Origin of the sequence: Lonsdalea britannica (assembly GCF_003515985.1) — a bacterium.
Lineage (GTDB): Bacteria > Pseudomonadota > Gammaproteobacteria > Enterobacterales > Enterobacteriaceae > Lonsdalea > Lonsdalea britannica.
Map to the genome: position 1 here is coordinate 1540646 of NZ_CP023009.1, position 12467 is coordinate 1553112.

At 60.3% G+C, this 12467-nt stretch carries 8 protein-coding genes; 7 read left to right on the plus strand and 1 reads right to left on the minus strand.

Annotation, left to right across the window (positions count from 1 at the left end; all coding sequences use genetic code 11):
- From tssA to CKQ53_RS07290, 4 genes are all read left to right on the plus strand, one after another.
- Nucleotides 1–1407, plus strand: coding sequence for a type VI secretion system protein TssA (tssA, locus tag CKQ53_RS07275; RefSeq protein ID WP_457920374.1), 1407 nt, complete (start codon nucleotides 1–3; stop codon nucleotides 1405–1407).
- A 24-nt stretch (nucleotides 1408–1431) separates the two neighbouring features.
- Nucleotides 1432–4935: a type VI secretion system membrane subunit TssM gene (gene tssM / locus CKQ53_RS07280; protein WP_094118656.1), complete on the plus strand. Its 3504-nt coding sequence runs from the start codon at nucleotides 1432–1434 to the stop codon at nucleotides 4933–4935.
- A gap of 45 nt (nucleotides 4936–4980) precedes the next feature.
- Nucleotides 4981–6396 carry a VasL domain-containing protein gene (locus CKQ53_RS07285; protein ID WP_094118684.1) on the plus strand — a complete coding sequence of 472 codons (1416 nt, stop codon included), beginning with the start codon at nucleotides 4981–4983 and terminating at the stop codon, nucleotides 6394–6396.
- An 83-nt stretch (nucleotides 6397–6479) separates the two neighbouring features.
- The gene (locus tag CKQ53_RS07290; RefSeq protein WP_244201010.1) at nucleotides 6480–7859 is read left to right on the plus strand and encodes a tetratricopeptide repeat protein; all 1380 of its coding nucleotides are present in this window, start codon (nucleotides 6480–6482) and stop codon (nucleotides 7857–7859) included.
- 216 nt (nucleotides 7860–8075) lie between these two features.
- On the opposite strand, the gene CKQ53_RS07295 is transcribed toward CKQ53_RS07290, so the two are convergent.
- Complete coding sequence (locus CKQ53_RS07295) at nucleotides 8076–9188, minus strand: DUF1615 domain-containing protein (RefSeq protein ID WP_118894819.1); 1113 nt, start codon at nucleotides 9186–9188, stop codon at nucleotides 8076–8078.
- 151 nt (nucleotides 9189–9339) lie between these two features.
- Between CKQ53_RS07295 and CKQ53_RS07300 the strand changes: the two genes are divergently transcribed.
- The 3 genes from CKQ53_RS07300 (at nucleotide 9340) to uhpB (ending at nucleotide 12369) form a co-directional block, all read left to right on the plus strand.
- The gene (locus CKQ53_RS07300) at nucleotides 9340–10113 is read left to right on the plus strand and encodes an HNH endonuclease (protein ID WP_118894821.1); all 774 of its coding nucleotides are present in this window, start codon (nucleotides 9340–9342) and stop codon (nucleotides 10111–10113) included.
- A gap of 133 nt (nucleotides 10114–10246) precedes the next feature.
- On the plus strand, nucleotides 10247–10837 hold the full coding sequence (uhpA, locus tag CKQ53_RS07305; protein ID WP_085652801.1) for a response regulator transcription factor UhpA: 591 nt from the start codon (nucleotides 10247–10249) through the stop codon (nucleotides 10835–10837).
- Nucleotides 10837–12369 carry a signal transduction histidine-protein kinase/phosphatase UhpB gene (uhpB, locus tag CKQ53_RS07310; RefSeq protein WP_118894823.1) on the plus strand — a complete coding sequence of 511 codons (1533 nt, stop codon included), beginning with the start codon at nucleotides 10837–10839 and terminating at the stop codon, nucleotides 12367–12369. Before uhpA ends, uhpB begins: the two co-directional genes overlap by 1 nt.
- Nucleotides 12370–12467: the final 98 nt, after the last annotated feature.

The following is a 12467-nucleotide window of genomic DNA, read 5'->3' on the forward strand; positions in this document are numbered from 1 at the left end:
ATGGCAATCCACTCTCATCCCTCGTGTCAGCGGCTGCTGACGCCTCTGCCGGTAGACCGGGTCAGCGGCGCGGTTCCGGCGGACGATCCTCTCTGGGAAGACGTCGAAACCGAGATGGTGAAGCTGGGCTCGCTTGCCCACAGCCAGGTGGATATTAACGCGGTGGCGGAGCAGTGCCTCACGCTGCTCGAAACGCGGACCAAAGACATGCGCGTTCTCGTCCAGCTGCTGCGCTGTTTACAGCATCCGGCGAAAGCGACGCCGTTCGCGACGGCATTGATGCTGCTGGACGACTGGGTGAATGTTTACTGGACGACGGCTTGGCCGCAGAACACGTTGCAGAAAACCCGGTTGATGACGCAGGCCGCCAAGCGTTTCGACAGCGTGCTGCCGCGCGTCGCCGAAAGTGCCTCGGTCGCCGAGTTAAGCCAGCTGTCGACGCTGTCGGAGCAGTTCGCTCAGCGCTGGTCCGCCGTCGCGCCGGGCAACGCGCTGTTTGACGATTTGACGGTCAGTCTGCGCCGCGCTCAGAGCCGTCGCGCTGAGCAGGTCAAGGCGAATGAGCCGCCGCCGCGCGCGCAGGCGACCGCCAGCGTTGCATCGTCTTCGTCCAGTCAGGCGGAGCCGAAGCCGTCGGTGGACATCAACCACTCGGACGATCGCGCCTGGCGGCAAACGCAGCTCAAGGTGGCGGAACTGTTGGTGGAACAGCAAGCGGATACCCCGGTGGGATACCGTCTGCGCCGTCACGCCATCTGGTCCGGCATCACCACGCCGCCGTTGACGTCGAAAGGCAATGCCACGCAGCTGGCCCCCATGTCGGCGGATATGGTGGACGACTATAAGGCGGCAATGGGGCAGGCGGACAACGCGCTGTGGGCGCGCGTCGAGCAGAGTCTGGTCTTGGCGCCGTACTGGTTTGAAGGGCACATGTTGTCGGCGCAGATCGCCGCTCAGCTCGGCTGTCACGCGGCGGCCTCGGCCATCGCCGATGAGCTGCATGCCTTTCTGACGCGTTTGCCGACTCTGCGCGAACTCACGTTCAACGATGGTACGCCGTTCCTGACCGACGCCTGCCGGGAATGGGTGGATGCCGGGCAGGCGAACAGCGAGTCGTCCGGGCAGTCCGACGATCTGGCGAGCGAGGCGGCGAAATGTCGGGCGGAAAAAGGCCTGAATGCCGCCATGACGTTGCTGGATAAGAAAATGGCCAAGATGAAAGAGCCCCGAGGCCGCTTTTACGCCCAGCTGATCTTAGCGGATCTGCTGGCGGAGGAAGGAATGAAGACGTTAGCAACACAGCATTACCACGCTTTGTGGCAAGAAACCCAGCGATTGGGACTGTCGCAGTGGGAGCCGGGACTGGTTAGCCGCCTTGAGCGCTTTGCAACCTCGTGGTCAAAATAAGACATTCGGAGTGAATGGTCACTTATGTTTAAAACAATCATTACCTTTTTGCGGCAACAGCTGCCGAAGCTAAAGCTCTCCTGGGTCATGCTGGGGATCGTGCTCTGGATTGTCGTGTTGGCGCTGGCCTGGTGGCTTGGCCCGCGACTGCATGTATTCGACACGCGGCCGCTGGATACGATCTGGTCACGCATCGTCTTCACGCTATTGTGGCTCTGGCTGGGTTTCAGCATCAGCGCCTGGCGGCTGTGGCGTCGCGTACGCCATATCCGGGCGGAGCAACAAAAACAGAAGATCGCCGAACACGATCCTCAACAGATCTTCGTCGACAAACAGCAGGCGTTTCTGGATCGCTGGCTGCTGGCGCTGCGCGAACATCTGGGGGCGGGCATTCTCTACAAGATGCCGTGGTACCTGACGATCGGTCTGCCGGGCAGCGGTAAAAGCAGCCTGATTCACCGCGCCAACGAGGCGAACAAGCTCAACCCGCATCTGGATGCCGAACTGCGAGACTTCGCCGCGGGTCAGGAAGTGGACTGCTGGGTAGGCGAAAGCGCGATTATCTTCGATCCCGATGGTCAGATGATGGCGCCGTCGAATCCCGATCTGGCACCGGTCGAACGCAAACATGAACGTCTGTGGACGCATTTGCTGAAATGGCTGAGCGAAAATCGTAAGCGTCAGCCGCTGAACGGTCTGGTGCTGACGCTGGATCTGGCCTGGCTGTCGCATGCCAGCGTGCCGGAACGTAAAGCCTACGCGCAGCTGATCCGCGGACGCATTCAGGAAATCGCCACCACGCTGAATACCCGGCTGCCGATCTATGTCGCGCTCACCAAGCTGGATATGCTGCGCGGCTTTGACATCGCCTACCGTCAGTTGGATAAGGAAACGCGTCAGTCCATCCTCGGGGTGACCTTCGATCTGAAAGGCAGCGCCGGTAAAGGCTGGCAGGAAGAGCTGGATGCGTTCTGGGACAAATGGGTGTCCGCGCTGAACGACAATCTGCCTGACAACATGCTCTCCAATCTCACCAGCGAACAACGCAGCGCGCTGTTCAGCTTCACGCGTCAGCTGGCCGGGTTGAAAGACTACGTCGAAGAGATCCTTGCCGACGCGATTACGCCGGAAGAGTACAAACCGCTGTTGGTGCGCGGCGTTTACGCGTGTTCCGTTTATCAGCAGGGCGTGCCGTTCGATGCCTTCGCGCAGGCGGCGACCTTCCGCTATCAGCTGCCGGAGCCGGTCAATTCCGCTCTGAAAGGCGAATCCAACACCTTCTTCGTGAAACGCCTGTTCTCCGGCGTCATCTTCCCCGAAGCGCATCTGGCCGGGGAAAACCGCCTGCACAGCCTTTATCGCCGCCGCCGTATCGGCATCGGTATGGGGTGCATGGGCGTACTCGCCGCGCTGCTGGTGATTGGCTGGCATCACTACTATCGGCTGAACGAAGAAGCCGGGCGCAATGTGCTGAACAAGGCGCAGGCGTTTACGGACACCACCGAGCTGGCGGGACAGCAGAACCAAAGCTTCGGTTTTGGACAACTGCCGCGTCTTAACCTGATTCGCGAAGCCACGCTGTCGTTCGGTGACTATCGCGAGAAAACGCCGGTACTGTCGGAAATGGGGCTGTATCAGGGCGATAAGATCGGTCCTTTCGTAGAAGGCACCTATCTGCAACTCCTGAGCCAGCGTTTCCTGCCGGCGGTCATGCAGGGATTGCAGGACGATCTGAATCAGGCTCCCAAAGGCAGCGAGCAGAAGCTGGCGATCCTGCGCATTATGCGGATGATCGATGATGCGTCCGGCCGCAACAAATCGGTGGTCGAGCAGTACATGGGACAGCGTTGGCAGCGGGCGTTCCCCGGTCAGGGCAAGGTGCAGGAACATCTGATGCAGCACCTGGACTATGCGCTGGAGCACACCGACTGGCATCAGGCCCGTCAGCAGAAAGATGCGCAGGCGATCGCCGCCTTCGAACCGTTCCGGATGCCTATCGCCGACGCGCAGCGCGAGCTGAGTAAACTGCCGATGTTCCAACGCATCTACCAGAGTTTGGTGACCAAATCGGTCGACGTGCTGCCGCCGGATATGATGATGCGCGATGAAGTCGGGCCGGTGTTCGATACCGTCTTCACGCTGCGCAATGACAAAGCGGGCGCGGTGCCGCGGCTGCTGACCAATGCGGGCTTCAGCGAATATTTCGTCAAACAGGATAAGACGCTGTTCGATCTGGCCGCGCTGGATGCGTGGGTGCTGGGCCAGCGTGAGAAAGTCTATCTGAGCGACGAAGACCGCAGGGAGATCCAGCGTCAGGTCAACGATCGCTATATCACCGACTACGTCAACCAGTGGCAGAAAGTGCTGGCGGGTCTGGACGTGCAGCCGCTGGAAACGCCGGAGCAGGCGCTGGATGTGCTGACGGCCATCACCGGTAACGATCAGCCTTTCCAACGCGTGATCGCGGCACTGAACGACAATACCCGCGCCCGCAAGCTGTCGGATAACGACCACGATCCGGCGCAGGTCATGAATGCGCGTATTAGCCGTACGTTTATGACTACCAACTCGACGTTGAGCGGTCGTGGCGATCAGGTCGCCTTGATCCAGGAAGTGAATCAGAAGCTGACGGAGTTCTACCACAGTCTGGAGCAGATCGTGAATGCGGGCGATCCGGGTCAGGCGGCGCTCAAGGCGATGCAGCTGCGTCAGACCAACCGCTTCGCCGATCCGGCCTTCGCTCTGCAACAGTACGCGCGCAGCCTGCCGACGCCGCTGGATCGCTGGGTCGGGCAGATCGCCGAGCAGAGTTCGCATCTGGTGATGGATCTGGCGATGTCTTCGCTGAATCAGGAATGGCAGGACAAAGTGGTGACGCCGTTCAACGATCAGCTGGCGGATCGCTACCCGTTCAATCCTGAGTCCGACAAGGATGTGGCGCTGTCGGAAATGGAGCGCTTCTTTGCTCCCGGCGGCACGCTGGACAGCTTCTATCAGGCTAACCTGAAGTCCATCCTGAACGAAGGACAGGGAAGCGGCGACGTGAACACGACCTTGCAGACCGAGCTGGTCAAGCAGTTGGAGCGCGCCGATCGCATCCGCAAAACCCTGTTCAATGCGCAGGGCGGGCTGGAGGTGCACTTCGTGCTGGAGCCTATCGAGTTGACCGCGAACAAACGTCGCAGCGTACTGAATCTCGACGGACAGCTGTTGGAGTACTCCCACGGCCGTCGTCAGAAAACGCCGCTGGTCTGGCCGAACAACATGCGCGACGGTGCGGAAAGCAAAATCACGCTGGTGCCGGACAACCGCGAACGTTCGCCTCGTAGCCTGAGCTATATCGGACCGTGGGCGATGTTCCGCCTGATCAATACGGGCGAGTTGAGGCAGGTCAACGACAACACGTTCGACGTGCAGTTCGCCGTCGATCAGGGAACGATGTCCTATCGCGTTTACACCGACGCCAGCCATAACCCGTTCGCCGGTGGTCTGTTCAGCCAGTTCCAACTGCCTGAATCACTGTATTAATGTTTGAGGGGGCGCTGGCGCCCCCGTTGAATGGATTTCATCACTATGCAAGACGCACAGCAGGCTCTGACGGTCGGTCGCGATCCGCGAATGCTGCCCGAATACGAAACATTACGCATCGAAATCAATAAGCTGAGCCACGCATCCCGGCCGGAAGTCGACTGGGCCTTAATCCATCGAATGGCGGGTATCATTTTTGAAAAGCACGGCGTGGATTTGCAGACCGCCGTGTATTTCGTCCTCGCGCGGTCACGGTTGCAGGGGCTGAATGGTTTTACCGAAGGCTGCGAGTTTCTCGCCAACCTGATTGTGACCCAGTGGGACAACTTTTGGCCGCCGGTGCATCAGGATCGCGCTCGCATCGAAATGATCGACTGGTTTATCGCCCGCGTCAGCGATGTGATCCGGGGTTATGCCATCAGTCAGGAAGATCGTCGGCTGATTTATCGCTGCGAACGTTCGCTACAGCTGATCAGCGAGAAGCTGCACAACGTTGGTCTGAGCCGCGTTCCGCGTATCGAAAATCTGGTTCACTTCATCGAGGGCTATACCCATTTGTTCGATGAGACGGAGATCGTGATCGTCTCCGACGATCAGGAGATCAGAAAGCAGGACATGCAGATCCCGCCGATGGTGTACTTCAAGTCGGACGGCGATGGCTCGACGAACGCAGGCGATCAGCAGGCGCTGCCGACCGGCAGCATTCTGGTCGGGAGAGAAAAAGGCGAGGTCAAACCGACCGTGCTGAAGATCGAAGCGCGACGCAAGCATAAACCGGCGTGGTTCTGGTTTGCCTGCGGGCTGCTGAGCTGTGCGCTGCCCGTTGCGGCGGTCTTTGGCTGGCACGTGATGCAGGAGCGTAAAAACGCTGCGGTCGAGCTGCTGATGCAGCCTGCTCAGGCGTTGCCAAACATCCTCGATTACAACGATATCCGCCAGGTGCGCATCTCGCTGGGCGAACAGACGTTACAGGGAATGGAAGGGCGGGTCATCGCGCGTTATCAGGCCCAGCTGGATCAGATCAAACATGCCTCGCCGCTCTCGGTCTATCAATACGGCGAGAACCTGAAAAACTCGTTACAGATGCTTTATCCCGACTCGCTGGCCGTCAAAGAGATGGGACGTCAGTGGCAGGAGTCGCTCACGTTGCGTCAGGACGTCCCGGCGTCGTCACCCGCCTATCTGGACGCTCAGGCTCGCGTGGACGGTATGCTGAAGCAGCTGCAGGAACTGGAGCAGCAGCGTAAAACGGTCAGCATCTCCTACCTGAAATCCCAGTTTTACGAGATCCAGAAAAACCTGCTTTCCGGTACGCCGTTCACCCTGAGGCTGAAGCAGCTGGAAACCCAGAAAGCGGAACGAGGCACGGTCAATCCCGGCGAGCTGGAGCGGATGGAAAATGAGCTGGATGCGCTGAGTATCCGGCTATTCAAACTCAAGCAGAAAAATACGGGCAGCTGACGGCCCACAGGCATTGAGGCCGCGTCTCTTGCGTACCGCGTGGCGGACGCCGGGCGCGGCGATCTATTGACGGTAAAAGCGAAATGATGATGCGTAAAACAGCGGTTCTACTCCTGACGGCAGGGTGTCTTACGGCGTGCGGCACCCCGGTGTCGTCGCTGTCCGAGCAAGACCTGACGCGCGTCGCCTCCGAGGGCAACGGGACGGCGCAATATCAGCTGGCGAGACGACTGGCCGCCAAACCGGACTATCCGGCTGCGATGCGCTGGATGCAGAAGGCGGCGGAGCAGGAGGGGCGACTGAGCGCGAGCAGCGACCTGCGCGGGACGGCGGCGCTACAGGTCGCCGACTGGTATCAGCAGGGACTGGGCGAACCCAAAAATATTCCGTTGGCCGAACGCTGGTGGCACAAATCGGCGTATTTCGGCAATAGCGAGGCCAACTATCGTCTGGGGATGCAGTGCAAATTACGGCATCAAAACAAGCTGGCGCCGGAATGTATGGACGAGTTTGAAGCGGCCGCCGGTCAGCGTCATGCGGGAGCTCAGCTTGAGATGGCGGAGTGGTACGCGGCGCATCCGGACTCCGCCAAAGAGGCGATCCGCTGGTTCGAACGTTCGGCCGAACAGGGCAACCGGGACGCGCAGTATCAGCTGGCGCAACGCTATGAGAAAGGGCAGGGCGTGACGCAGCGCGGCGACATGGCTGAGCGCGGGTACTACAAAGCGGCGCAGGCAGGACAGCCGCAGGCGCAGTGCTGGATGGCGCAACACACGCAAGGCCAGGAGTCGATCGAGTGGTATCGCAAGTCCGCGGAGGGCGGCGAACCGCAGGCTCAGCTGTGGTTGGGCATGGCGTATTTGACCGGCGATAAATTGCCGCTTGATAAAGCGCGGGGAGAAACGTTGCTGCAAAAGGCGGCGGCGGGCGGCTCGGCGGAAGCCAACTACCAGCTTGGCGTTCTGTCGCCGAATGCGGACCAAAAAGTGAAGTACTTCCAGATCGCCTCGTCTAAAGGTTTCCTGAAAGCGCAGTATGAGCTGGGTCTTTACTACCAGCAGTCGGGGGATCTTGTGCATGCTCGCGCCGAATTCGCTAAAGCGGCGGCGCAGGGCGACGTACAGGCGCAGCTCGCTTATGGCGAGATGCTGCGTCTGGGATTGGGCGGCAAAGAGGACTACACCGAGGCTGTGAAGCAGTATCGGCAGGCGTCTGCCGCCAACAACCGCATGGCGCAGTACCGTATGGGCACGATGCGACAGGAAGGACTGGGCGTGCCGCGCAACCGTATTCATGCTTACGCCTGGTTCTCGCTGGCGGCGACTGAAGGCATGGTGAACGCGATGAATGCCCGTAACGCGCTCGAAGAGGGGATGCAGCCGGATGAGGTGAAGGCGGCGCAGAAGCTGGCGATGCACTGGTCCTCCGGCAAAGGCATGACCCGCGAGCAGGACAACCAGTAATCTTTCCTCACGATGTGAACGACAGCGCGTCAGTCCCCGGCAAAGCCGGGGGCGGCGCGTTTTTCGTCATGCATTAAAACCGATGGCGGCTCTGTGTCGCGATAACCGATGACTCCCCGGAGCGAGCGTATTCTGAGCCGGATAGCCTATGCTGCAACGTCGGCCTCTGTCGTGAATATCGCTTCCCCATTCAACCCATCCGGGCCGTTTCCGGACTCACTTCACCCGACGCAGACACTGCTGGCGTCGCTCATCCACCCGTTTGGCGAACCATGCCGTGGTCAGTTTACGGGTGATCTTGGGGCTTTCCAGCGAGATCCCCGGCAGCATTTCACGCGGCGCTTTGCCGCTCGCCGAGCGATCCGCCAGCGCATAGACGTTTCGGTAAAGGTCGGTTTTTTCGAAGGCCGCGGTATCGCCTTTCTCCAGATCTCGGCGGATCGCGCTGTCGCTCAGTTTCAGGCGTTTCCCGAGGGAGCGCACCGCCAGTTCGGTGGCGCCGGCCTTGTTTGACCCGTAGTTAATCAGATCGCCATCCCGCGCCAGCGAAATGCCGCTCAGGCGGCTCACCACCTGTTGAAACGCCGCGTTGCGACTGGCATACCAGCCTGCGTTAAAGTCGGCGAAGCGATAAATCGACTGCGTGTAGCTGGCGGGATAGCCCAGCAAATGCATGATGCCGAAGTACATGCCTCCGCGACGGCTGAAGACTTCCCGACGCACGGTGCCGTCGATGGGATAGGGGTAGCCGTTGGCGTGGGCCTCGGCGAACGCGATGCTGACCTGCATCGGCCCGCCGGTGCGTACCGGGTTGAGACGGCCAAACAGCTGCTGCCCCATTGGCACCATGTCGATGAAGTCGTCAAAGATCGCGCTCAGCTCTTTCTCGCTGCGGACTTTGTCCAAACGCTCGCTATAGGTTTTGCCATTGGGCGAGGTGATCGACAGCGCCGTGCGCACCAGGAACGCCGGAATATGCAGCGGTTCGGCGCGACGGTTAATCTCCTGCCAGGCGATTTTTGATAAGCCGGGCACCTGTGGGTCGGCTTTGAACGTCGATTCCTGTTCGGTGACGGCGATAACGGAACACAGGTTTTCCGGGCTTGGGTCAAGCTGCTGCGCGGTGAAGGCGGCGGCGGTATCTTCCGCCCAGCCCTGTCGATCGCTCACGTTGGGAGGCATCAGCGTCAGCAGCTGCGCACGGATATCCGCCGGACGCGGCGCAGGCGTTTTGGCGACTTTCTCGGCGCAGCCCGCCAGCGCCAGTACGGCGAGCAGGCCCAGCATATGCAGTGGGGAACGAAACGAAAAACGGTGCAGATTCGGCATGTTATCTCGGGTTAGCGGCTAAAGGGCTGACATGACGTTAGCGCAGCGGGCGGCGATGATCCAGCGCGACGCACGCATGCTTTTTTTCGTTCGGCCTGGCATAGTTGGCGTTACGCGTAACTTCATACACTCACGATCTGATGGAATGCCCATGGCTGCTACCCAACCCTGGACTCGGGACCAACTGCTGGTCGCCTTCACGCTGTATAGTCAATTGCCGTTCGGCAAGCTGCATTCGCGCAATCCGGACATTATCCGTTACGCCGCCCTGCTGAATCGGACCCCTTCGGCGTTGGCGATGAAGCTGGTCAATCTGGCGAGTCTCGATCCCTTTATCATCGACTCCGGACGGACCGGCCTGCGCGGGGCATCCAAGGCCGACCGTGCGCTGTGGCAGGAGATGAACGGCGATCCGGTGCGTTTCGAACAGCAGTGTGAGCAGGCCGTGGCGAGTCTCACTTCGCCGACGATCACCTCACAGGCGCAGGAAGTAGAAGCGGCGGAAGATTTTCGCGGTGGGGAGCGTTTGACGTCAGTGAAAACGCGCATCGGCCAACAGCTGTTCCGCAAGCGTGTGCTCGGGGCTTACGGCGAACGCTGTTGCGTCACCGGTCTGGACGAACCGATGCTGCTGGTGGCCAGCCATATTCGACCGTGGAAAACGGCGGAGGAGCACCGGTTGAATCCCAGCAACGGCCTGTGCCTGTCCAATCTGCACGACAAAGCCTTCGATACCGGGCTGATCACCTTTAACGAGGCATTAGAGCTACAGCTTTCTCCCCGAATCAAAAAACTAAAAAGCCCGGTCAGCGAGATCTACTTCGCACAGTACGAGGGGCAGTCTCTCCGTCTTCCGAGTGAATTCCCGCCGGACATGGCGCAAATGGCCTACCATCGCCAGCATATCTTTCAGGCGAAGGGATAATTCTAAGGAGCGGGTCGAAGTCGCTCTATAAAGGGGGGGCTCGACTGGGCGGCAGTGAGATGAGTGGGTACTGTGGCCTGCGCCGGGCATTATGTATAATCCCCGCCTTGCCGTTCATTCCCCGGAGCCTGATATGACTTACCGCGTTGTCTTCATTGATGACCATTACATCGTGCGTTCAGGATTTGTGCAGCTGTTGGCGCTGGAAGAGGATATCGACGTCGTGGGCGAGTTCAGCTCGGCCGCCGAAGCGCGCAAGGGATTGCCGGGGCTACAAGCGCATATCTGTATTTGCGATATCTCTATGCCTGATGAAAGCGGGCTGGATCTGCTGGCCGACCTGCCCTACGGGCTGGCGGTGATTATGCTGTCGATGCACGATAACCCGGCGATGGTCGAGCTGGCGCTGGAGCGGGGCGCGCGCGGATTTCTGTCCAAACGTTGTCATCCGGAAGATCTGGTGACGGCGGTGCGCACGGTGGGTCAGGGCGGCGTCTATCTGATGCCGGAGATCGCCCGCCAGCTGACGCGCTCGCAGGTCGACCCGTTGACGCGTCGCGAAGGCGAAGTCGCCATGCTGCTGGCGCAGGGACACGACGTGCGCGAGGTCGCGTTGCAGCTGGGACTATCCCCGAAGACCGTACACGTTCATCGCGCCAACCTGTTCGCCAAACTGGGCGTCAACAATAACGTCGAGCTGGCGCAGCGCATGTTGGGGTACTGATGCAGCGCGTCATTTTTGCCGTTTCCATTTTCTTCCTCTATGCCGCCGCCTGGTTTTGCCTGTGGGGGATCGGCACCGCGCTGGTCGCCAACCCGCTGGAAGCCGTGATGTTGTTCCCCTTCGGCCTGCGGGTCGGTGTGCTGCTGCAAACGCCGCGTCGATGCTGGAGCGGGATCTTGTTCGCGGAAGCCGTGATGCTGTGGGTGCTGTATCAGCAGTTTGGCGCGAGCGCTGAACTGTGGGCGCTGCTGTGCACGTTGCCGGCGTGTCTGGCGCTATTACGGTTAACGGCCGGGTGGCTACAGCGCTCCTTGCAGAGTGAAGCGGAGTGGCGGTGGCCGTTGCAACAGGGTGCCGTCGTCGTACTGGCGGCGGCGTTGCAGGCGGTGATTTGGTCGCTGGTGATGGGCGCGGCTCCCGTGCAACCGCTGCTGCTGGGGTTGAGCGGCGGACTGACGGTCGCGCCGACCTGTCTGCTTATCTGGCAATATTTGTCCCGGCAGCGCTGGGCGCCGCTGGAGCCGGGGTTGATCCATCAGCCGTTGAATATGCGGTTATATCATCTGGGCGGATATCTGGTGTTGTTCGCTTTTAGCGTCTGGTTGCAGCGTCAGGCCGATGACGTTGAACTGCGGCGCTTCGCGCCGTTTTGTCTGGCGATCCCGATTGTTTTCATGTCCTACCGTTATGGCTGGCAGGGCGCGCTGTTGGCGACCTTGCTCAACGGCGTGGTGCTGATTGCGTCCGAACCCCACGGCATGGGCCCCCATCGCGATCTGCTGTTGTCGCTGCTGGCGCAGAGTTTGACCGGTATGCTGTTGGGCGCGGGCATTGAACGTCAACGTCACCTGAATCATCAGCTGGCGCTCCGGCTGGAAGAGAATCGACGACTGGCCCGTTCGCTGGTGACGGCGGAAGAGGACACCCGGCGTAAGATCGCCCGCGAGCTGCATGACGAGGTTGGGCAGACCATCACTGTAATCCGTACCCACTCCGGCATTATCCGCAAACTGACGCAGGAGCCTCGGGTGCTCTCCAGCGCATCGGCGATCGAGTCCTACGCCCTGCGGGTGTATGACGGTATTCACGATCTGCTGGCGCAGCTGTGGCCCGCCGCGCTCAGTACGCTTTCCCTGTCTGGGGCGTTGGCGGCGCTGCTACGCGATCTGGTGCCGCCCGATCAGGGGATTACGACCTCGCTGGACTGGCAAATCCCGGACGCGCATCTCGACGATACGCTGAAGATCATTCTTTATCGGTTGTGTCAGGAAGGCGTGACCAACGCATGCCGTCATGCGGAGGCGACGCATATCGGCGTGAGCGGTCAGTTGAATGCGGCCGGGCAGTACTGCGTCAGTATTCAGGATAACGGGCGGGGCGTGGACGTGGAGAGCGTCAAACCGGGCTACGGGCTGCGCGGAATTCAAGATCGCGTACGCGCCATCGGCGGCGAATGCGCTCTGCGTAACGAAGGCGGAACGCGTCTGGTTGTGATCCTCCCCGCAATTTTCGGAAAAAATACCCAAAACTAGGAAAAAGTCTTAGTTTCTATGCGCCATTGGCTTGGTCGGATCAAGCGCGCGCGAGGCACCATAAGCGCCACTAACGCTACAGCAGTATAACGAGGTTT

What these genes read in the sequence shown, in the direction of transcription:
- CKQ53_RS07295 (WP_118894819.1), bottom strand. Translation starts at nt 9,188, where the DNA reads ATGCCGAATCTGCACCGTTTTTCGTTTCGTTCCCCACTGCATATGCTG.
- CKQ53_RS07285 (WP_094118684.1), top strand. Translation starts at nt 4,981, where the DNA reads ATGCAAGACGCACAGCAGGCTCTGACGGTCGGTCGCGATCCGCGAATG.
- uhpA (WP_085652801.1), top strand. Translation starts at nt 10,247, where the DNA reads ATGACTTACCGCGTTGTCTTCATTGATGACCATTACATCGTGCGTTCA.
- CKQ53_RS07290 (WP_244201010.1), top strand. Translation starts at nt 6,480, where the DNA reads ATGATGATGCGTAAAACAGCGGTTCTACTCCTGACGGCAGGGTGTCTT.
- tssA (WP_457920374.1), top strand. Translation starts at nt 1, where the DNA reads ATGGCAATCCACTCTCATCCCTCGTGTCAGCGGCTGCTGACGCCTCTG.
- CKQ53_RS07300 (WP_118894821.1), top strand. Translation starts at nt 9,340, where the DNA reads ATGGCTGCTACCCAACCCTGGACTCGGGACCAACTGCTGGTCGCCTTC.
- uhpB (WP_118894823.1), top strand. Translation starts at nt 10,837, where the DNA reads ATGCAGCGCGTCATTTTTGCCGTTTCCATTTTCTTCCTCTATGCCGCC.
- tssM (WP_094118656.1), top strand. Translation starts at nt 1,432, where the DNA reads ATGTTTAAAACAATCATTACCTTTTTGCGGCAACAGCTGCCGAAGCTA.